At 72.0% G+C, this 20,268-nt stretch carries 16 protein-coding genes; 8 read left to right on the top strand and 8 right to left on the bottom strand.

The features are described 5' to 3' along the window. Nucleotides 1-3: 3 nt before the first annotated feature. The 6 genes from ACLVWQ_RS12675 to ACLVWQ_RS12650 all read right to left on the bottom strand — a co-directional run bounded on the left by ACLVWQ_RS12675 (nt 4) and on the right by ACLVWQ_RS12650 (nt 10,247). Entirely contained in the window at nt 4-753 is a 750-nt protein-coding gene (locus tag ACLVWQ_RS12675; RefSeq protein ID WP_414108552.1) for a class I SAM-dependent methyltransferase, read from the bottom strand. Next, nucleotides 750-2,117, bottom strand: a complete 1,368-nt coding sequence (locus tag ACLVWQ_RS12670) for a condensation protein (protein ID WP_414108550.1) — start codon at nt 2,115-2,117, stop codon at nt 750-752. The genes ACLVWQ_RS12675 and ACLVWQ_RS12670 overlap by 4 nt, the downstream gene beginning before the upstream one ends. Beyond that, on the bottom strand, nt 2,114-6,955 hold the full coding sequence (locus ACLVWQ_RS12665; RefSeq protein ID WP_414108661.1) for an alpha-(1->3)-arabinofuranosyltransferase family protein: 4,842 nt from the start codon (nt 6,953-6,955) through the stop codon (nt 2,114-2,116). The genes ACLVWQ_RS12670 and ACLVWQ_RS12665 overlap by 4 nt, the downstream gene beginning before the upstream one ends. Continuing rightward, complete coding sequence (locus ACLVWQ_RS12660; RefSeq protein WP_414108549.1) at nt 6,952-7,872, bottom strand: class I SAM-dependent methyltransferase; 921 nt, start codon at nt 7,870-7,872, stop codon at nt 6,952-6,954. Before ACLVWQ_RS12660 ends, ACLVWQ_RS12665 begins: the two co-directional genes overlap by 4 nt. Further along, nucleotides 7,869-9,020 (bottom strand): glycosyltransferase family 4 protein, encoded by a 1,152-nt coding sequence (locus ACLVWQ_RS12655; RefSeq protein WP_414108547.1) that lies wholly within the window; start codon nt 9,018-9,020, stop codon nt 7,869-7,871. Before ACLVWQ_RS12655 ends, ACLVWQ_RS12660 begins: the two co-directional genes overlap by 4 nt. Nucleotides 9,021-9,269: 249 nt before the next feature. Next, nucleotides 9,270-10,247, bottom strand: coding sequence for a DUF3068 domain-containing protein (locus tag ACLVWQ_RS12650; RefSeq protein WP_414108546.1), 978 nt, complete (start codon nt 10,245-10,247; stop codon nt 9,270-9,272). A 239-nt stretch (nt 10,248-10,486) separates the two neighbouring features. Between ACLVWQ_RS12650 and ACLVWQ_RS12645 the strand changes: the two genes are divergently transcribed. The 8 genes from ACLVWQ_RS12645 (at nt 10,487) to ACLVWQ_RS12610 (ending at nt 18,831) form a co-directional block, all read left to right on the top strand. Next, on the top strand, nt 10,487-10,639 hold the full coding sequence (locus ACLVWQ_RS12645; RefSeq protein ID WP_414108544.1) for a hypothetical protein: 153 nt from the start codon (nt 10,487-10,489) through the stop codon (nt 10,637-10,639). A 2-nt stretch (nt 10,640-10,641) separates the two neighbouring features. Beyond that, nucleotides 10,642-11,886 (top strand): PucR family transcriptional regulator, encoded by a 1,245-nt coding sequence (locus ACLVWQ_RS12640; protein ID WP_414108542.1) that lies wholly within the window; start codon nt 10,642-10,644, stop codon nt 11,884-11,886. A gap of 196 nt (nt 11,887-12,082) precedes the next feature. Further along, nucleotides 12,083-12,856, top strand: coding sequence for an IclR family transcriptional regulator (locus ACLVWQ_RS12635; protein ID WP_414108540.1), 774 nt, complete (start codon nt 12,083-12,085; stop codon nt 12,854-12,856). Next, nucleotides 12,853-13,770, top strand: coding sequence for an SMP-30/gluconolactonase/LRE family protein (locus ACLVWQ_RS12630; RefSeq protein ID WP_414108538.1), 918 nt, complete (start codon nt 12,853-12,855; stop codon nt 13,768-13,770). The genes ACLVWQ_RS12635 and ACLVWQ_RS12630 overlap by 4 nt, the downstream gene beginning before the upstream one ends. 217 nt (nt 13,771-13,987) lie before the next feature. Further along, nucleotides 13,988-15,346 (top strand): extracellular solute-binding protein, encoded by a 1,359-nt coding sequence (locus tag ACLVWQ_RS12625; RefSeq protein ID WP_414108537.1) that lies wholly within the window; start codon nt 13,988-13,990, stop codon nt 15,344-15,346. Further along, nucleotides 15,343-16,284 (top strand): carbohydrate ABC transporter permease, encoded by a 942-nt coding sequence (locus tag ACLVWQ_RS12620; protein ID WP_414108536.1) that lies wholly within the window; start codon nt 15,343-15,345, stop codon nt 16,282-16,284. The genes ACLVWQ_RS12625 and ACLVWQ_RS12620 overlap by 4 nt, the downstream gene beginning before the upstream one ends. Next, nucleotides 16,281-17,207, top strand: coding sequence for a carbohydrate ABC transporter permease (locus ACLVWQ_RS12615; RefSeq protein ID WP_414108535.1), 927 nt, complete (start codon nt 16,281-16,283; stop codon nt 17,205-17,207). Before ACLVWQ_RS12620 ends, ACLVWQ_RS12615 begins: the two co-directional genes overlap by 4 nt. Nucleotides 17,208-17,322: 115 nt before the next feature. After that, on the top strand, nt 17,323-18,831 hold the full coding sequence (locus tag ACLVWQ_RS12610) for an alpha-N-arabinofuranosidase (protein WP_414108533.1): 1,509 nt from the start codon (nt 17,323-17,325) through the stop codon (nt 18,829-18,831). A gap of 85 nt (nt 18,832-18,916) precedes the next feature. On the opposite strand, the gene ACLVWQ_RS12605 is transcribed toward ACLVWQ_RS12610, so the two are convergent. After that, complete coding sequence (locus tag ACLVWQ_RS12605) at nt 18,917-19,504, bottom strand: HD domain-containing protein (protein WP_414108532.1); 588 nt, start codon at nt 19,502-19,504, stop codon at nt 18,917-18,919. A gap of 321 nt (nt 19,505-19,825) precedes the next feature. After that, the gene (locus ACLVWQ_RS12600) at nt 19,826-20,068 is read right to left on the bottom strand and encodes a hypothetical protein (RefSeq protein WP_414108530.1); all 243 of its coding nucleotides are present in this window, start codon (nt 20,066-20,068) and stop codon (nt 19,826-19,828) included. Nucleotides 20,069-20,268: the final 200 nt, after the last annotated feature.

The raw sequence follows: 20,268 nt of genomic DNA, 5'->3' as shown, positions 1-20,268 counted from the left end.
GGTCTACGTCCTTCGCGCGTGCAGCAGCAGGATCGAGGCCATCGACGGGACACGGCACGCCAGTCGGTCCAGCGGGCGCAGCGGCCGCGGTACGCCGTGGAAGGGCGCGCCCCGCAGCCCCACGACCTCGAAGCCGGACGCCGCCACGAACTCCCGTAGCGCGCGGGCCGTGTAGAGCCGCAGATGACCCACCACCTCCTTGCCCGGCCGGCCGTGGATCGCGCGCAGGCTCACCTCGGAGAAGACGGGCTGGACACCGGCCAGGAGCAGGGCACGGTTGTACCAGGTGGCCAAGTTCGGTGTGGAGAGCATGAGATGACCTCCGGGGCGGAGGATCCGATGGATCTCGTCGAGCGCCGCGTCCGGGTCGACGAGGTGCTCGACGACCTCGCTGAACAGGACGGCGTCGACGGAGGCGGACCTGAACGGCAGCCCGCCGTCGGTGAGTTCACCGCGCACCGCGTACGGGAGGTGGGCGTGGGCGCGTCTGAGGGCGTCCTGGGACCAGTCGACGCCGACGATGCGGTGCCCGGCGAGGAGCGGTGCGGCGGTCGCCGCGGCGGTGCCGTCGCCGCAGCCGATGTCCAGGACCGTGCGCCGGCCGGAGGTGGCCGGGCCCAGCGCGGCGGCGAGCATCCGGGCCTGGCGCAGGCTGCGGGGCGTGCCGGAGGCGACCGGGACGGCCGGGTTCTCGTAGAAGTCCCGCAGCCCGTGGGGAGTGTGCGGGGGGCGGCGGGACGGGGCCGTGGTCATGGGGCACTTCCCGTGGGGTGTTCCGTCGCGTGCAGGTAGTGCTCGAAGAGGTCACGCAGGTGCTGGCCGTCGCCGTGGCTCAGCAGCGCGCGGGACCAGCGGAGCGCGACATGCAGGCGGCCCGCCGTGGACGCCGTCGTCACCGTCAGCCCGCGCGGCATCCGGGCCGGCGCCGAGAACCACACGGCGTGGGCCCGGCCCGCCTCCGCGCCGAAGTCGAGGGCGTACGGGACGCGGCCGATGTTGCTCAGCAAGGTCGTCGACGTCCAGGGCCCGGCCGCTCTCCGCAGCCCCCTGGTGAAGGCGGCCCGCCAGGCGACGGGCACCACGGGGGCCGTCAACAGTGAGGCGCCGTGGCCCAGTTGGGGGCGTGGTCGGACCTTGAGGGCACGGGTGCGGTCCGCCGTGCGGCGCAGCAGCGCGGCCATGTCCGAGGCGTCCAGCTCCTCGGGGGCGAAGGGGACCTCGACCAGCCGGGTGCCGTTGCCGATCGGCATGTCCGTGCCGCGCGGGCGGTCGTCCACCGGCATGGTGATGTGCAGCGGGCGCGGGCGGGCGCCGTGCTCCCGGTTCCAGTGCGTGATCATCAGGGCGGTGGCGGCCATGAGTTGGTCGTTCACGGTGTACGGGGCGCCCTTGGGCCGGTGCGGCACGCTCAGTTCGGCGACGAGCATGCCGTTGCCGTGGTGCTGGGGAGGCTCGGGCGTCCCGTGTGCCACCCGGGCCGGCGGCGCCCAGGTGGCGGGGGTGTCGGAGGCGTGCGGTGCCTCGGGGGCCGTGCGGGTCGGGGGAGCGGTCGGGGAGTTGTCCCGGCCGCCGTACAGCTCCGCTGCGGTCGCCAGGACTCGTAGGCAGGCCGGTCCGTCGAGGGCGGTGTGGTTGATGGTCAGGAACAGGACCGTGTCCCCACCGTCACCCTCCGCCGCCTCCGCTCCCGAGCCTGCCCCCGTCCCCTGGCTTCGGACGACCTCCAGGCGGATCGGTGGCGAGGCCGTCAGCGGCGGGGCGTCGCGCAGCGCCCTGTCCCGGGCGTGCTTGAGGGCGTCCCGGTCGGGCGCCGGGAACAGGACGGCCTCCACGTCGGCCTCGGGGGTGAGCTCCCACTCGTACCGCCGCCCGTACCAGGGGCGCGCCGCCTCGCGCATCAGGATCCGGGGGTGGCGGTGCAGGGCCCCGGTGAACGCCCTCCGCAGGCGGTCCGGGTCGAGGGGGCCCGGCAGATGGACCTCGATGTGGACGGTCTCCGGCTCCTCCTCCTGGAGGCAGTGCCGGGCGACCTCGTCCACCACGGGGAAGGGGACGCGCGCGGGCGGCCCGCCGGGCCCGTCCGTGCCGTCGCGTGTCGGGCGGTCCAGCGCGGTCATGAGCCTCCGCCCTCCCTCGGCTTCCCGGTCCTCCCTCTCCGCCCCGTCCCTCTGCCGTCCTCGGGCTCCGCCCCCTCAGCCCCGGTCCCAGGCCCCGGTCGGGGGGATCCCGGTCCGCGGGCGGAGAGCGTCGGACCGGACTCGGCACGGGGTGGCTCCGCCGGCATGAAGGACGACGGCACCCCCGGCGTCCTCGACGCGCCCGGCGTCCCGGGTGTCCCCGGTGGGGCAGGCGAGGCTGTCGCCTCCGTCGTCCTCGGCGTCCCGGGTGCCCTCGGCGGGGCAGGCGAGACCGTCGCCTGTGGCGTCCCCGGCGTCCCCGGAGCTCCCGGCGTCCCCAGCGCGCCCGGCGTCCTCGGAGTCCCTGGAGCTCCCGGCACCCTCGGCACCCCGGGTGCCCCAGGCGCGGCAGGCGCGACCATCGCCTGCGGCGTCCCCGGCGTCCCCGGCGTCCCCGGCGCCCCGGGCGTCCTCAGCGCGCCAGGTGAAGCTGTCGCCTCCGGTACCCCCGGCGGGGCAGGCGAGGTCGTCGCCCCCGGGCCCGCGTTCTCCCCCCGTCGCCGCTGCGGCAGTGGGTGCGTCGGGGCCTCGAACTCCGGTGGTGGAGGCGGTAGGGCGGCTGCGGCCGGCTGACCTGCGTGGTCCGGGTGGCCCGGCCCACCACTCGGCTCACTCGGCCCCTCACCCGGTCCGCCGCCCCGCGCAGCGCCCCGCCTGCCGTGCGACGGCTCGCCGACCGACACCAGTCCCGCGAACAGCGCGATCAACGCCAGCAGTTGGGCCGTACGACCGAACGATCCGGCGCCCTCGGAGACCGGTTCCCCGGCGCCCGTCGCGGCGACGATCCCGGCCCCGGCGAGCGCGAGGAACGCGACCGGCACCAGCAGCGCGTGCCGTCGCCGGGCGAGCAGCGCCAGCACCGGCACCAGCAGTGCGAAGAACCCGGCGATCACGATCCCCACCAGGGTGAGCGCGACCGTGCCCAGGAGCGGACCGGGCAGCGGCGGCACCGGCGTGGGCGCGTCCGGGTTGGGCGAGCGCCGCCGGAACAGCACCAGGCCCGCGAGTACGACGACCGCGACCCCACCGCCGATCAGCCCGGCCTCGTACAGCGTGGACGGCTCGTACGAGAGCTTCACCGTGCCGCCCTCGCCCGCCGGGATCCGCCAGCCCTGCTGCCAGCCGTCGAGGCGTACCGGGTTGAGTTCCCGGCCGTTCAGCGTGGCCTTCCAGCCGTCGTTGAAGTTCTCGTACGTCGTCAGGTAGGAGGCGGCGCCCGAGCCGACGGTCACCTCGCGGCGGTCGCCGAGCCAGTCGTGTATGCCCAGTTCGCGGTCGAGGGCCGTGGGCGTGGTGACCGTGCCGCGGGTCAGGGTCACATCGGTGGCGGCCAGCGGCCCGGCGTCGCCCGCCTCGACCCGGTGGGCACCCGAGCCGAGCGACAACTCGGTGTCCGCGCGGCCCTCCTGGCAGAGCGTCAGCTCGACCGGTCGCCGCTCCACGAGGTCACCCACCGTGCCCTTGGCGCTCGTCTCGTACAGCTCGTCGTCGACGGCGAGCGTCGGGCCCTTGCCGCAGGGCAGCTCGAAGGCGCGCGAGGAGAGGGCCTTCGGGGTGCGGTAGCGGTCGTCCAGGGCGGGGATGTACGCCTCGGTCAGCCCGACCGGCAGTTGCAGGTCCTCGTCCGCGAGCGGATTGTGGACGGTCATCGGGGCCGTCTCGGTGACGGTGATGTCGAACCGGTCCGTGGTGATCGGGTCGAAGCGGACCACGCCGTTCTCGTCCACACCGGCGGTCGTCGAACCGTCCGGGGAACTGATGTCGACCTCGGTCGGCCGGGTGGACAGGCCGCCGGCCGGGGCGAGGACGATCTCGCCCACCGCCTGCTTGCCGGGCCAGTTCAGGTGGACGGTCGGGTCGTCCCCGGCGATCCACGCGGTGGTCAGATCGCCGTCGGTGAGGTTGCGCGGCGACAGGCCCGTGCCGAGCAGGGCCGTCGAACCGGCCGTCGCCGTGATCCGCTCCCGCTGCTCGGGCGCCACGTCGTACAGCAGCGCGTCGAGCGCGTCGCCCGGCACCGGGACCGCGCTCGCCTTCACCGCGTACGTGCCCGCCGATTCCGAGGTCCAGCGGCGGTGCAGCCCGACCTCCGTGCCCGTAGGGGAGAAGCCGCCCGGGTCGGTGGCCCGGTGCAGGGAGATCGTCTCGGCGGACGCCTCGGTGTTCTCGGCGTCCGTCGGGAGCTTCAGCAGCCGGGTCACCTGGACGTCCGGAACGCTGATCTCGGAGAAGCCCGCCCCGGACAGACCGGAGTGCCGGGCCGCCGACTCGACGACGGTGACCTTCAGCCAACTCGTCGCCCCCTCAGGGGATTTGATGCGCTGCCGTGATCCGTCGGCCCGCAGTGTGCTCGTCTCCGAACCGCGCTCCGTCTCCACCCGCACCCGGGTCGGCGCCGCGCGCACACTGTCCTGCGGCAGCGGAGTGACCCGGATCGACGACGGGATCTCCGTCTCCTCCGTGAAGCCGATCCGCAGCCACTGCCCGTCCGCCGAGCCCGCCGCGCCCTCCGCCCACGCGGTGTCCGGGTTGCCGTCGAAGGCGTTCACCGGGTCGTACTGCGGGAGGTAGAACAGCCAGTTGCCGCTGGACGAGGCGGTCACTGAACGCGCCCCGCGCAGCTCGGACACCGTCTGGTGCCGTATCCCCTCCGTCGGCAGGATCTGGTGCGGCTCCTCCCCGGCGTCCTGGAAGCTGCCCGAGTGATTGCGTTCGTCGCGGGTGTACGTGTACGAGGTGTTGGCGTTGACCAGGCCGAACCGGGTGTCGGCGCGCCGCAGCCCGTCACCCACCACCTGGAGTTCGGGGGAGCCGAGCCCGGGGTGGTTGTCGCCGGTCAGCACGCTCGCCCGGTCCCGCATCGTCGGGTCGGCGGACAGCGGCAGCAGCGCCTCGGGCCCGCCCGACACGACGGCGGTGTGGGCGACGGCCTTCAGCCCGGCCTGGCCAGGCCGGGGCACGTCGGCGGGCGGCTCGTAGATCTCGACGGCGCGCTGGCGCGGGTACAGCCCCTCGATCTGGATCGGGGTGTTCTCCGCGATGCGCCCGCCCGTCATCAGCGGGCCGAGGCCGGTGGTGCGCCGGTAGCCCGACTCCTCCAGGGTCCGCTTCACGGTCGTGGTCGGTACGTAGCCGAGCTGGTCCGGGTCGAGATCGTTGCGTACGACCACGTAGTGGACGCCGGCCCGGCTCAAGTAGTCGGCCAGACCCGGGACTTCGCCGCCCGTCAGCAGGGACTGCTCGACCGCGTCCATCGCGCGCCGGTTGCCCGCGGTGCCGAACGGCACGTAGTCGCGCTGGGCCCAGCGGGAGTCGGCGAGCACGTCGAGGGGCTGGTCGATGGGGGAGCCCCAGGTGTAGATGCCGTGCGCGGTGGCGGGCACGACGAGGGCGCGGGAGTCCGGCGAGTACTTCTCCAGCCAGTCCGCCGTGGACTGCCAGTACTTGGGCAGCTCCTGGAACGAACCCGGCTGCAGGATCGACCCGTTGAGGTACGGCCAGGCGAGCCCCGGCAGGACGAGGACCGCCGCGACCAGTGCCGCGTACCGGCGGCCGCGGATCGGCCGGGCGCCCTGGGGCCGGGCGGCGACCCCGACCAGATGGGTCAGCCCGAGCCCCAGCGCGAGGGCGAGGCCCGGCTGGAACTTGTAGATGTTGCGGAAGGGTACGAGTCCGCCGTCCAGCCAGTCCTGGACCACCCCGTGGAAGGGCGCCCCGAACGAACCGCCGTAGCCGGCCAGGGTGATGAGCGCGACCGACAGCACGGTCAGCACCAGCCACCGCCGCTCGGGCAGGTCCCGCCGGGCCAGCCCGGCGAGGCCGAGCCCGGCCGCGAGCGCCGAGGAGACGATGACGACGGCCGAGGCCGCCACGGTCCAGCCCGCGGGCAGCCAGGCCTCGCCGAAGTGCAGATAGGCGACCCAGTTGCCGGCGCCGCGCAGTGTCTCCGTCGCCGACATGGTGTCCGTCGTGGTCTGCGAACTCTCCACGTACGGCAGGAAGTTCTCGCCGTAGATGCCGAGGACCAGCAGCGGCACCACCCACCAGGCCGTCGCCAGGAGCACGCCCGGCACCCACCAGGTGATCAGCTTGCGCCGGCGCGGGCCGCGCGGCCGGGACAGCAGACAGAGGCCGACCGGCAGCAGGGAGGCCAGCGTCGAGGCGGCGTTGACACCGCCCATGAAGGGGATGAGCAGCGCCGAGCGCAGGGCGGCGACCCGGGCGCTGTAGCGGTCGTTCGTCAGCGGCAGCAGCACCCACGGCAGGAAGGCGCCGGGCAGCGCGGCGGCCGAGGTCGAGCCGACGACGATCGTGAACACCGGCCACAGCGCGTACACGACCGCGCCGAGCAGCCGGGACGCGCTGCTGCCGATGTTCAGCCGCTCCGCGAGCCGCAGCGCGCCCCAGAAGGCGACCGCGACGACGAGCGACATCCACAGCCGCTCGGCCAGCCACACCGGGAGGCTGACCAGGTCGGTCAGCCAGTAGTAGGGCAGCATCGGGAAGGCGTAGCCGACGTACTGGTCCGCGATGCCGCCGAAGCCGCCCTGGTCGTGCCACAACTGGCCCAGGTCGGACAGGAACCGGCGGGGCGCGAGTGCGACACCGAGCTTCGTGTCGAAGGTCTGCCGGCCCGGGTGCACGGCCAGGAACAGCACGAGGACCACGGCCCAGAAGCCCAGCAGCCACCGCCTCGACCGGGGCCCCTGGGCGGGGCCCGGGTCCGGGACGAGGGGGCGGGTCGTCGCCGGGGGAGGGGCCTGGACCGTGCTGGTCATGGACACCGCCGGAGGATGAGGAGGAGGTTCCAGGTGGCGAACTCACGCAGTCCCGGCACCCTGGCGACCGCCTGGGCGAGGAACGGCCAGTAGCGGGAGCGCGCCGAGACGACCAGGACGTCGTCGCGGGCGCGTACCTGCCGCAGGGTGGGTCCGATGTGCACGGCGAAGAGGTTCTCGCCGAGGGTGTGTTTGGCGGGCCTGCCCGTACGGCGCCGGTAGCGGGCGCGGGCCCGTTCGGCGCCCAGGTAGTGCCAGGGCGCCCACTCGTGACCGCCCCAGGGGGACAGCCAGTTGGTGAACGACACGTAGATCAGCCCGCCGGGTCTGGTGACGCGGACCATCTCGCTGAGGAAGGTCCCCGGGTCGGCGACGTGCTCAAGGACGTTGGAGGAGAAGCAGACGTCGGCGACGCCGTCCGCGAGCGGCAGCAGGTACCCGTCGGCGACGACGGACCCCTCCGGGGGCGCGGGCCCGAGTTCGCTCGGGTCCGGCTCGAAGAGGAAGCCGTGTGCGCCGCGCCGCCGGAACTCCCGGGTGAAGTAGCCGCCCCCGCCGCCCACGTCCACCACGGTCCGCCCGTCCACCGGCCCGTCGTACGCCTCCACCTGGTCGACGGCGTCCCGGGCGAGCAGCGAGTAGCAGGCAGCGGGGTCGTCCTGCTCATGACGGAAGGCCCGAAAGAGGGCGAGGGAGCGCCGCAGGGAGGGGTCTTTGAGACCGGAGCGGGTACGGGTGCCGGATCCGGTGCCCGGTCCCCGGCCTGTTTCCGATCCGGTGTCGGTGCCGGTGTCCGGTGGGCCGTTCCGCCCAGGGGCCGGCTGCCCAGAGGCCTCTCGCCGCGGGGTCTCCCGGTGCGCGGGCTCCTGCGGAAGGGGCTCCTGCTCGGGGCGGGGGGTGTCACGCCGTGGGGTCATGGTGTCCAGTCCCTCACCGCCTCCGTCGCCACCGCTCTGAACTGGCGTACCGTCCGGCTCCAGCGGTACTGGGCCGCTCGGTCGCCGGCCGCCTTGCCCATCAGGGTGCGGCGGTGGGCGGACAGGGCGAGGGCGCACCAGGCCGCCGCGAACGACGACTCGCCGCGCGCCAGCAGCCCCGTCTCGCCGTCCACGATCGAGTCGCGCAGGCCGGGCACGTCGAAGGCGATCGCGGGGGTCCGGCGGGCCGCCGCCTCCGTCACCACCAGGCCCCAGCCCTCCACCGCGGAGGGGTGCAGCAGCAGCCACGCGGCACTGAGCAGCCGGTGCTTCTCGGCCTCGGAGACATGGCCGGTGAACTCGACGCCGGGGCCCGCGAGGTGCCGAAGCCGCTCGCGCTCGGGACCGTCGCCGACGATCACCAGGCGGCCGCCGGTGACCGGGCGGACCCGCTCCCACAGGCGCAGCAGCAGATCGATCCGCTTGTACTCGACGAGCCGGCCCATGGCCAGGAACATCGGCTCCGGTGAGCGTTCGGCGGGCGGGCCAGGCTCCTCCACCCCGTTGTGCACGACCCGGATGCGTTCGCGCTCGACCCCGATCGCGCGCAGCGCGTGTGCCGTCGACGGGGAGACGGCCACGAGCAGGCCGCCCCGCTGCGCGCCGGCCAGCGCCCAGTGTTCGAGTCTTCGGCCCAGCCGGGCGGCGGGCGCCAGCGGCCCGCCGAACCGCATCCGCCACAGGTCGGTGTGCACGTGGTTGACCAGACACAGGGTCGGCCCGCGGTGCCACAACGGAGCCAGGTACGGCATGCCGTTGCAGACCTCGACGAGCAGATCGCAGTCGCCCACCTGACGCTGGAACGCCGATCTCGCGCGCAGGTAGTGGCCGAGGTCGCCGCCCGCCGACACGACACGGTAGTCGCGGTACGAGGCGGGCCCGCCGCACAGCAGCGTGACCTGGTGGCCGAGGTGGGTCAGCCCCTCGGCGAGTCTGTCGACGAGGAGTTCGGAACCGCCCGCGGCCTCGTTGGCGACGTCACGACGGGCGAGGAAGACGATGCGGCGCGGCTGTGGGGGGAGCGCCTGGTGTCGCTGCGCGGAGCGGGGGAAAGCGGCGCGCAACGACGGAGGTACGTGCTGGGGCATGGGTGCTCCAACTCGTCTCGGGGTGCGGAACCAGCGTGGGGGTGGGGGGTGTTCCGTGGGGGGTTCGGGTCTGGCGGTGGTGGTGACGGCGGCGGTGACAGTGGCGGGTGGGGCGGGAGCGTCGGGGTCCGGCTGTGACGGGAGTGTGGGCGGGCTGTGTTCGGGTGGGGTGGACAGTTTTCGCCCGCTGGTTCGCTGCGGCTACTCACCGAAGTGACAATTTCGGGGCTTTGTCGAGCTGACGTCTCATCACATTGTGAGCGGTTGCTGGGAGCTCTCGGGCGTATCGGGATACGGACGCCCTCGGGTGACCAAAACGGCACCCACGGCAGCCAGTACGAAGCCGGCGATTCCTGTTCCCAGGGGCAACGTCCGCCCCACCAGGCGCAGCAGACCACTGTCCTGGTCGGCGAGATCCACCTGCTCCTGCTGGGTCTTCGGGGTGAAGGCGATCCGCTCGCTGTCGAGCAGCACGACGGCGTCCTTCTCGCCCCCGGGCGCCCTCAGGGTCTTACGGGGACCGATCGCCGCGTAGATGATCCGGCCCGTGCGCTGGTCGGCGACGAGCTCGATGCCGTGGTTGGCGTACCACTCCTCGGCGAGCACCTGCCCGGCGTCCTTCACACCCACGAGGGTGCCCGGGACGAGCCGGGTACCGGTCCTGGTCGCGGGCACGGTGCCGGTGAACCGCAGGCCCTCGTACCCCTGGATCCGCTTCTTGCCCTGGTACGCCAGTGTGACCGTCGAGCCGAGCGTGTTGTCCCACCAGATGTACGAGCGTTTCTGCACGTCGAAGGGGAACTTCAGATACGCCTCGCCCTCGAAGTACGGCTCCTCCTGGCAGCAGTGGACCGGCTTGTTCGTCCTCCGGTCGGTCACCCAGCGCTCCACGGTCCACTGGAGCGAGTCGTGCGGGTCGGCCGCGGGCAGCGACTTGGCGGTGTCGACGGACGTGGACACGTCCCAGACCGCCCGGCCGCTCCTCTCGCTGTCGGCGACGTCGCCGCGGACCTGCCGGGTGATGGTGATCTTCTTGTCGCGGACGGTCTCGATCTCGTCGGTGTCGAAATAACTGCCCGTTCCGGTGAAGACGGTCGTCGTGTCGATGTCGACCGGGGTGCGCTGGGCGCGCGGTTCGACGTACCAGGCGAGCAGCGGGGCCAGGACGAGCAGGAACACGCCCAGACCCAGGACGACCAGTGAGAAGGGTGTGGCTTTACGGCGCATCCGGGCACTCCAAAGGCTCTTGGTGGCACGGCACGTGGGGGTGCCGGCACGGTGGGGGAGGGTGCACGTGCGGTATGGGCCGGGAACCGTAGGCGCACCCTTGACGAAGTGTCAATGCGTTCTCGACACTGGGGACTTGCCGGGCGGGACCGGTGAACGGTGAACAGGGCCGGGGCTCGCGAGCCGTGATCGCGGACGCCCGGGGTGGGGCGGACCTCCGACAGAGAGGCTGACCCGCGATGCCCAGACTGCTCGCCGCCCTGCTGACCGTGGCTGCCGCGGCCCTCCTCGCCGTGGGCGCCGCCCTCGGCGTCGTCGCACTGCTCGACGCGACCCCCGACCAGCCGAACACACCACTCATCACCTACGAGACGGCCGGCCGGGAGCGTTGACCATGGCCGCCCTCCCGCCGGGACCCGTCACCGCCCGCTCGGCCTGGCACGACGTACCGCGTCTGCAGGTGCGGCAGTTCGCCGCGCTCGCGATGGCCGAGGCGCCCGTGCTCGCCGAGGAGATCCTGCGGCAGATCCGGCACGAGTACCCCCATCTGCCCGTCGTGCTGGACGACTCCGGCGAGCCGATGGCGCTGATCGGCATCCGCCGGGCCATCGAGGTGTTCGTCCAGCACCTGGAGACCGCCGAGGGCCGGCCGCGCGCCCACCCCGAGGTCTTCCAGGAGTTCGGCCGCGGCGAGGGCCTCGACGGCCGCAGCCTCGACTCGCTCCAGGCGATCTACCGGCTCGGCGTACGGCTCGCGTGGCGGCGGTTCGCGGAGATCGGGCAGCGCGTGGAGATCCCGCCGCCCGCGATGTACGAGCTGGTCGACGCCGGATACGAGTACCTGGACGGGCTGGTCGACCAGTCCGTACGCGGTTACGCCGAGGCGGCCGCCCGGCAGGCCGGGGAGCGGCTGCGGCTGCAGCGCCGGCTGATGGAGCTGCTGCTCGCCGAGCACCACCGGGGCGATCCGGCCGAGGCCCTGTCGGAGCGGGCCGCGCGGATCGGCTGGCCGCTGCCCGCCAAGGTCGCGGTCGGTGTCCTGCTGCGGCCCGCCCGGGAGGCCGTCGCCCCCGCCGTGAGCCAGGGCGTGCTGCTGGACATGGAGTACGAGCAGCCCCGCATGGTCGTGCCCGAACCGGATGCCGCCGGGCGCCCCGAACTGCTGCACCGGGCGCTGACCGGCTGGGCCGGCGCGATCGGCCCGCCCGTGCCGCTGGCCGACGCGGCGAAGTCGCTGCGCTGGGCCGAGGCGGCGGTACGGCTGATGGAGCGCGGGCTGCTGCCGGCCGGCGAGGTGCTGTACTGCACCGAGCACACCGAGGCGCTGGTCCTGCTGCAGCCCGAGGAGCTGATCGACGACCTGGCCCTGCGCTGTCTGGAGCCGCTCGCCCACTGCGGCCCCACGCACGGGCGGCGGCTCGCGGAGACGATGCTGGCCTGGCTGGAGACGCGGGGCGGCGCTCCCGAGGTGGCCGCGCGACTCGGCGTCCACCCGCAGACCGTGCGGTATCGCCTTCGGCAGATCAGGGAGCTGTGGGGGGACGAGGTCGACGACCCGGACCGCCGCTTCGAGCTGGAGCTGGTGCTGCGGGCGCAGCGGTTACGGGGGGAGCTGGGTGATCCCCGTGCCAGGCGCTGACGCGTCTTTCCTCTCCCTTTCCCTCTTTCCCACCCGCCCCCTGTCCACCGCGTGCCTCCCCGTGCACGTCAGGTGCGCCCCACCCGTTGCGGCACGTTGTGGCACGCCCATTGCTCGGCCCTGACCCGTATGAGTAGCCTGTGTTCGCTATGCCGATCGGCTGTTGAAATTTCGAACACAAGGGAGGGGGCCAGTTGTGGGACGCCTCGTGCCTGCCGTAACCAGGGCTCTCGACATACTCGAGCTCTTCCTCGACGGGGACGGCACACTCTCCGCCCCCGACATCGTGCGCCGGCTCCAGCTGCCGCGCACCACCGTGCACGAACTGGTGACGACGCTCGCCGCCCGCTCGTACATCACGCCGGTGCCGGGCCAGCCGGGACGCTACCGGCTGGGCGTGCGGCCCTACCAGCTGGGCAGCCGTTACTCCGAGCAGCTGGACCTCGCGGCGGAGGGGCACCAGGTCGCCCGGTCCGTCGCGGAGACCTGCGACGAGACCGTGCACGTGGCGATCCTGGAGGGCACGGACGTCATCTACATCGCCAAGGTCGACTCCACGCACGCGGTGCGCATGGTGTCCGCCGCCGGCCGCCGGCTCCCCGCCCACTGCACCTCCGTGGGCAAGATGCTGCTCGCCTCGCTGTCCGAGCCCGAGCTGACCTCGCGGATCCCCGACGACGCCGACCTGATCCGGATGACGCCGAACAGCATCACCGACCCGGCCGCCCTGCGCGAGGCCCTCGTCGGGATCCGGGCGCGCGGCATCGCGGTGGAGAGCCGTGAGTCGAACCCCGACGTCAGCTGTGTCGCCGCGCCGGTGCGCGACCGCACGGGCCAGGTCGTGTCGGCGCTCTCCATCTCCGTACCGATGATCCGCTGGAGCGAGGACCGCCGGGTGGAGCTGGAGCAGCTCGCCGCCAAGGGCGCGGCCGAGCTGTCGGAGCGGCTCGGCTACCGGAGCGTCGGATGACGCCCGGGACGGGAGCGGCGCGGGCGCGTACGCGCACGCACGGGTACGAGGTGGCCGTCCGGGCGGAGGCCGCCCTCGGCGAGGGCCCCACCTGGGACGCCGACGCCCAGCGGCTGATCTGGATCGACATCCTCGGCTCCCGGGTGTGCACGTACGACCCGGTCTCCGGCCGGCGCACGGTCATGGTCACCGAGCAGCACGTCGGCGCGGCCAAGCCGCGGGCGGGCGGCGGCCTGGTGGTCAACCTCCGTGACGGGGTGGGCCTTTACGGTCCGGACCCGGAGGGGTCCGCGGGCTCCGGGAACTTTCGCTGGCTGCACCGGGAGGTGGTGCCCGGCCGCCGTGCCAACGACGCGGCGGTCGCGCCCGACGGCGCCCTGTGGACGGGCACCATGCGGTACGACGAGGCACCCGGCGGCGGCACGCTGTCCCGGATCGCCCCCGACGGCACGGTCACCTCCGTCCTCGACGACGTGACGGTGAGCAACGGCACGGGCTGGAGCCCCGACGGCCGCCTCATGTACTACATCGACACACCGACGGGCCGGATCGACGTCTTCGACTTCGACGTCGCCTCCGAGGGTCAACAGGCCACCAACAGACGCCCGTTGGCGGCCATCGAGGAGGGCGTCGGCTACCCCGACGGACTCACCGTCGACGCGGACGGCTGCGTCTGGGTCGCCCTGTGGGACGGCGCGGCGGTCCGCCGCTACACGCCCTCCGGCAAGCTGGACCGCGTGGTCGAACTGCCCGTACCGCGCCCCACGGCCTGCACGTTCGGCGGCGCGGACCTGACCGACCTGTACATCACGACAGCCCGTACGGGTCTGGAGGCGCCGCACCCGCTGGCGGGTTCGGTGCTCGTGGTCCCCGGAGCCGGAAAGGGCCTCGCCCAGCCCTCGTTCGCGGGCTGACACCGGCGGGACCCGCGGGCCGGCACCGGCGGGACCTGCGGCAGAGCACGTACAGCACTTTCGGCCCCCGGCCGGACTCGGTCTCCGAGTCCGGCCGGGGGCCGCTGTTTTTGCGCAAACCATTGACGAGTAAGCGCTTCCTATCTACGGTCCGTTCGAAGTTACGAGCACTCATCGAAATCTCGAACAGTGGCAACTCGAACAGATAGGGCAGGGAATGGGACTACCTGGCCTGAATCGCAGGCACTTCCTGGCGGGACTGGGCGGGCTGACGGTCGCGGGAAGCCTCGGATTCGCCGCGCTCGGCACCGGGGCGGACGCGCTCGCCTCCGGCGCCGACACCCGCGTCCGCTACTGGAACCTCTTCAGCGGCGGCGACGGGTACAACATGATCGCGATGCTGGACGCCTTCCGCGCGGCGAACCCCGACATCGACGTCAAGGACTCCACCCTCCAGTGGGGGAGCCCCTTCTACACCAAGCTGGCCATGGCCGCCGCGGGCAACCGCGCGCCGGACCTCGGCGTCATGCACATGGGCCGGGTCACCGGCTTCTCACCCGGCCGCCTCCTGGACCCCTGGGACGTCGACCTGCTCGCCAAGTACGGCGTGCGGGAAGGGGACTTCAACCCCGAGCTGTGGAAGCGCGCGGTCATCGACGGCACGCTCTACGCCCTGCCGCTCGACATCCACGTACAGCTCTGCTTCTACCGCAAGGACGTGCTGAAGAAGGCGGGCCTGCTCGGCGACGACGGCCACATCGTGCCGGTCACGTCCGTCGACGAGTGGTTCGACGTGCTCAAGGAGGCCAAGAAGGCCACCAAGAAGGGCCTGCAGACCATCGGCATGTGGTCCAGCGACCAGAACTTCCAGTGGTGGTTCTTCGTCGCGTTCTACACCCAGCTCGGCGGCACCTGGTTCGACGACGCCGACACCGAGGTCACCTTCGACACCGAAAAAGCCGTCCAGGTACTGGAGTTCCTGCGCCGCCACATCACCGACGGGTATTCCGATCCGGGCTTCGCGGGCGGCGCGGGCGCCGAACAGTTCGTCAACGGCGGCCCGTTCGTCTGGGAGGGCAACTGGTCGGTGCCGGTCTTCGACGGCGCGAAGATCGAGTACGGCGCGACCCCGCTGCCGCCCGTCTTCGGCAAGCGGGCCACCCACGCCGAGTCGCACGCCTTCGTGCTGCCGCACCAGTCCGGCCGGGGCGGCGCAGCCGACGAGGGCGCGCACCAACTCGCCGCGTACATCGTCCAGCACGCCCAGCAGTGGGCGGCCGGCGGCCACATACCGGCGTACACACCGACCCTCACCACGGCCGCGTACAAGAAGCTGAACCCGCAGAGCGAGTACGTCTCGGCGATGGACCACCAGGCCACCGAGCCCAAGGTGTGGTTCGCCGGGTCCACCGGCATCCTCGCCCAGCGCGTCGGCCCGATCGTCGTCTCCTCGACGCTGGGCTCCGCGAAGCCGGACGCGGCCGCCCGCAGCATGAAGAGCACGCTCACCGAACTGCTCGCCTCGAAGAACCCCATGGACGGCCGGACCGCCGCGCAGGGAGGTGCGGTCGCATGACGACGACCAGCGCGGAGACCGTCATCGCCCCGGCGCGCGCGAGGACCGCCACCGCCGGCACCACCGTCCGCCGCAAGCAGGGCTTCCAGCACGGCGCCTGGTTCGTCGCGCCGTTCCTCGTGCTGTTCGCGCTGTTCGTGATCTGGCCGCTGCTGCGCGGCGTCTACCTCAGCTTCACGGACGCCAACATCTCCGGCGACGCCACGAACTTCATCGGCCTCGACAACTACCGCGAGGCCCTGGACGACCCGTTGGTGTGGGAATCGCTGGGCCACAGCGCGTACTTCACGCTCCTGGTCGTCCCCTGCATCACGGTCCTGGCCTTCCTCCTCGCGATGCTCGCCCACCACATCGAGCGCGGCAAGTGGCTGTGGCGGCTGTGCTTCTTCGCCCCGTTCCTGCTGCCGTCCACGGTCGCCGCCAACCTGTGGCAGTGGCTGTTCAACCCCGGCACGGGAATGGTCAATTACGTCTTCGGCGTCGATACGGCGTGGCTGACCGACAAGTCGTACGCCATGCTCGCCGTCGTCATCTGCACCCTGTGGTGGACGGTCGGCTTCAGCTTCCTGCTCTACCTCGCCGCCCTCCAGGGCATCCCCGCGCACCTCTACGAGGCCGCCAAGCTGGACGGCGCGAACGCCTGGCACCGCATGGTCCACATCACCCTGCCGATGCTGCGGAACATCACCGGTCTGGTCCTCGCCCTGCAGATCCTCGCCTCGCTCCAGGTCTTCGACCAGGCCGTGGTGATGATGGACTTCCTGCCGGGCCCGGAGGGCTCCACCCGCACCTTCGTGCAGTACACGCTGGAAGAGGGCTTCACCAGCTACCGCGTGGGCTACGCCTCCGCGATCTCCATCATCTTCTTCGTGATCATCGCGGTCGTCGCCCTCGCGCGGATGTGGCTGCTGCGCAACCGTGAGGAGGGCGGCCGATGAGCACCGCCGCACAGACAGGTGTCACGTCGCGCAAGGGGGCCCGCGGGGCGGCCCGAGAGGCGGCCCGTGACGGGGTCGAGGTGGGCAAGGCACCCCGCAGGCCCTGGACGCCCAGCCAGATCGTGCTCACCCTCCTCGGCGCCGCCGTCTCCGTGGTGTTCCTGGCGCCGCTCGTCTGGGCGCTGTTCACCTCGCTCAAGTCGGAGACCGAGGCGGTCGAGGTGCCGACGCACTGGCTGCCGAAGGACTGGACGGCCCAGGCGTGGAGGGCCATCTTCGAGACCGGCAACATCACCAACTGGTTCGTGAACTCGCTGGTGGTCTCGGTGTGCGTGACGGCCGTGGTGCTGAGCGTCAGCGCGCTGGCCGGATACGGCTTCGCCCGCACGGAGTTCCGCGGCAAGAAGGCGCTGCTCGGTCTGGTCATGACCGGTCTGATGGTCTCGCCCGCGGTCCTGGGCGTGCCGCTGTTCACCACGGTCCAGCAGATGGGGATGGTCGACACCTACTGGGGCATGATCCTGCCGCAGTGCGCGCCCGCCGCGATGGTCTACATCCTCTACAAGTTCTTCCAGGGCATCCCGCGCGAACTGGAGGAGGCCGCGTTCATCGACGGCGCGGGCCGCTGGCGGGTCTTCTTCACGATCGTGCTCCCGCTCTCCCGCCCGTCCCTCGCGGCGGTCGGCATCTTCACCTTCATCGCGTCCTGGAACAACTTCCTGTGGCCGTACATGGTGACCAACAACCCCGACCTGATGACCATGCCCAACGGCATCGCGACCGTCATGAACTCGTACGGCATCCAGTGGGCCCAGCTGATGGCGGGCGGCCTGATGGCGGGCCTGCCGCTGATCATCGTGTTCGTCTTCTTCCAGCGCCAGATCGTGGCGGGGGTGGCGCACACGGGGCTGGCGGGCCAGTAACCCCCCTTTTCAGGGGCGCGGGGAACTGCGCGACCAGCCACGACGAACCCGCACCCGCCAATGACCCGCAGGCCACCCACCCCTCAGCCCCTCCCGAAAGGCGAACAAGGTAACCATGCACGACACAGCCCGCTTCACCCTCGACCCCGCCTTCACCGTCGGTGAGGTGAATCCCCGTCTCTTCGGCTCGTTCGTGGAACACCTCGGCCGCTGCGTCTACACCGGCATATACGAGCCGGGCCACGCGACGGCCGACGAGGCGGGCCTGCGCCAGGACGTCCTCGACCTGGTCAGGGAACTCGGCGTCACCACCATCCGCTACCCCGGCGGCAACTTCGTCTCCGGCTACAAGTGGGAGGACTCGGTCGGCCCCGCCGAGGACCGCCCCCGCCGCCTGGACCTCGCCTGGCGCTCCACGGAGACCAACCGCTTCGGCCTCTCCGAGTACATCGCGTTCCTCAAGAAGGTCGGGCCGCAGGCGGAGCCCATGATGGCGGTCAACCTCGGCACGCGCGGCGTCGCCGAGACCCTGGAACTCCAGGAGTACGCCAACCACCCGGCCGGTACGACCCTGTCCGACCTGCGCGTGGCCCACGGCGACAAGGACCCCTTCGGCATCCGGCTGTGGTGCCTCGGCAACGAGATGGACGGGCCCTGGCAGACCGGGCACAAGACGGCCGAGGAGTACGGGCGCCTCGCCGCGGAGACCGCCCGCGCGATGCGGCAGATCGAGCCGGACCTGGAACTCGTCGCGTGCGGCTCCTCGGGGCAGGGCATGGACACGTTCGCCGCGTGGGAGGCGACGGTGCTCCAGGAGACGTACGACCTGGTCGATTACGTCTCCCTGCACGCGTACTACGAGGAGCACGACGGCGACCGGGACTCCTTCCTGGCCTCCGCCGTCGACACCGAGTCCTTCATCGAGAACGTGGTGGCGACCTGCGACCACGTGGGCGCCCGCCTGAAGTCGAAGAAGAAGATCAACCTCTCCTTCGACGAGTGGAACGTCTGGTACCAGAGCCGCCCCAACCCGCACCCCGTCGAGGACTGGCAGGAGGCCCCGCGCATCCTGGAGGACGTCTACTCCGTCACCGACGCGGTGGTCTTCGGCTCGCTGCTCATCGCACTGCTGCGGCACGCGGACCGGGTGACCGTCGCGTGCCTGGCCCAACTGGTCAACGTCATCGCGCCGATCATGACGGAGCCGGGCGGCGCGGCCTGGCGCCAGACGACCTTCTTCCCCTTCTCCCAGGCCTCGCGGTACGGCCGGGGCCAGGTCCTCGACGTACGGGTCGACTCACCGACGTACGAGACGAAGAGATACGGCGAGACGGACCTGCTGCACGCCACCGCGGTACGGGCCGAGGACGGCTCGGTCACGCTCTTCGCCGTCAACCGCAGCCAGACGGAGGCGCTGCCGCTGGAGGTGACCCTGGGCGCCCTGGGCCTGACGACGGTCGTGGCACACACGGCCCTGTCCGACCCGGACCCGGACGCCCGCAACACCGGCACCGAGCCGAACAGGGTCGTCCCGCACGAGGTGACGGGAACATCGCTCCAGTCCGACGGCGGCCTCACCGCCACGCTGGAACCCTTGTCCTGGAACGTGATCAGGCTGGCGTGACGGGGACGCGATACCGGGCCTTCCCCGGAGGCCGGTTACTTCGCCCTGTCGCATGCGGCGGCAGGGCGAAGCTCGGTGAAGTAGGTCAGTTCGGGGCCTCGCCGAGCGCGGCGCGGAGCCAGTCGAGCGAACCGGTCTCCAGGACGGCATCCGCGAGGGCCTGCCCGGACTTCGTGATGATCCGGCCGCGGCTGTTGTCGATCCAGCGCTGAGCGTTCTCGTATCCCTGCGCCCGGTACTCGATGCCCTGGATCATGCACTCCAGTTTGTCGGCGTCGCGGGCGCAGACCGCCTCCGGCGACTCCTTCGCCTCGTACTCGGCGACGAGTTCGGTCACGGCCCGGGCCAGCTGTTCGGGGAACTCGGCGACCTGATCGGCGGTGATGGCACGCGGGTCCGCCCCGCCTGCCCTGTACTTCTTCCCGAGGTGGTTGACGTCGCCGGTGCGGGTCTCCTGAGAGTCGTGCCAGACCGCGAGGAACGCGGCGCGAGCCGGATCGGCACCTTCCAGCTTGGCGATGACGGACGCGATCAGGGAGGTCCGCCAGGAGTGCTCCGCGACCGACTCGGGATCACGGACACCGGCCATCCACCACCCGGTGCGCTTCGTCGCCTTCAGCGTCCCGGCCTCGTACAGGAATCGAGCGACCGGGGTCAGATCCTCGTCCGACACAGTGGACTCCTCTCACGCCTCGGTGAGGCGGATCGCGTACCGCATGCTCTCCAGCTCCCGCCGTGCACGCGACGAGAGTTCTGGGCTGTCAAACATCAACGGGAGCCGGTCGCGCAGGGCACGGAAGGCGTGGATGCGCTGCCGTGACCTGCGGCTGCCGCGCTCGGCCTCGGGCTGCCGGTCGGCCTCGACCGGACTGGTTCGGGATCGCCCGCGAGCGGGGGCGGTCGGTGAGTCCTGCAGTTGGATGCGGGTGCCGCGTTGCGCACTCCGTTGTGTCGAGGCGTGCGACGCGGAACGTGCCACTGCGCGGGCTGGTGATCATCTGAAGCGCGAGGCCTCCTCCGCAACGTCCTCCCAGCTGTGCTGCTCGGCATGGCCGGCGAACAGACAGCAACCCTCACCGTCGGCTCCCGGGGCGGCCACCGGGCAGTCCGGCAGTACGGCCAGATCCACGTCGGTCCGCCCCGACCAGCGGAGCCACAGCGCGGTCCCGTACTCGCCCAGGTCGTCGAGGAGACCGTAGTGCTCACCGTCGTCGTGCGCGGACAACTGGCACTGCACGACGCTGTCGACGCACTCCGCTGCCGACCTTCCCCGTGTTTCCCGCACCAGATCCAGGGGTGCCCAACGCCAGTGTGTGCACCGCACTACGACTCCATCCGAGCGGAAGTTTCGCAGTGTGCGGAGCGGCCCGTGCAGCGTGGGCATCTGCACGGTGGAAAGCCACAAGGGTTGCCGAGGACCACCTGATCCTCGTCCTC

It is taken from the genome of Streptomyces sp. CWNU-52B (assembly GCF_047444975.1).
Taxonomy (GTDB): Bacteria; Actinomycetota; Actinomycetes; order Streptomycetales; family Streptomycetaceae; genus Streptomyces.
The sequence above is the reverse complement of the archived record's forward strand: the minus strand, read 5'-3'. Positions and strand labels throughout refer to the sequence as shown.

Excerpts from the sequence above, each read along its gene's own strand:
- ACLVWQ_RS12650 (WP_414108546.1), bottom strand. The coding sequence starts at position 10,247 with ATGCGCCGTAAAGCCACACCCTTCTCACTGGTCGTCCTGGGTCTGGGC.
- ACLVWQ_RS12655 (WP_414108547.1), bottom strand. The coding sequence starts at position 9,020 with ATGCCCCAGCACGTACCTCCGTCGTTGCGCGCCGCTTTCCCCCGCTCC.
- ACLVWQ_RS12660 (WP_414108549.1), bottom strand. The coding sequence starts at position 7,872 with ATGACCCCACGGCGTGACACCCCCCGCCCCGAGCAGGAGCCCCTTCCG.
- ACLVWQ_RS12610 (WP_414108533.1), top strand. The coding sequence starts at position 17,323 with ATGCACGACACAGCCCGCTTCACCCTCGACCCCGCCTTCACCGTCGGT.
- ACLVWQ_RS12615 (WP_414108535.1), top strand. The coding sequence starts at position 16,281 with ATGAGCACCGCCGCACAGACAGGTGTCACGTCGCGCAAGGGGGCCCGC.
- ACLVWQ_RS12670 (WP_414108550.1), bottom strand. The coding sequence starts at position 2,117 with ATGACCGCGCTGGACCGCCCGACACGCGACGGCACGGACGGGCCCGGC.
- ACLVWQ_RS12675 (WP_414108552.1), bottom strand. The coding sequence starts at position 753 with ATGACCACGGCCCCGTCCCGCCGCCCCCCGCACACTCCCCACGGGCTG.
- ACLVWQ_RS12665 (WP_414108661.1), bottom strand. The coding sequence starts at position 6,955 with ATGACCAGCACGGTCCAGGCCCCTCCCCCGGCGACGACCCGCCCCCTC.
- ACLVWQ_RS12620 (WP_414108536.1), top strand. The coding sequence starts at position 15,343 with ATGACGACGACCAGCGCGGAGACCGTCATCGCCCCGGCGCGCGCGAGG.
- ACLVWQ_RS12645 (WP_414108544.1), top strand. The coding sequence starts at position 10,487 with ATGCCCAGACTGCTCGCCGCCCTGCTGACCGTGGCTGCCGCGGCCCTC.
- ACLVWQ_RS12640 (WP_414108542.1), top strand. The coding sequence starts at position 10,642 with ATGGCCGCCCTCCCGCCGGGACCCGTCACCGCCCGCTCGGCCTGGCAC.
- ACLVWQ_RS12630 (WP_414108538.1), top strand. The coding sequence starts at position 12,853 with ATGACGCCCGGGACGGGAGCGGCGCGGGCGCGTACGCGCACGCACGGG.
- ACLVWQ_RS12625 (WP_414108537.1), top strand. The coding sequence starts at position 13,988 with ATGGGACTACCTGGCCTGAATCGCAGGCACTTCCTGGCGGGACTGGGC.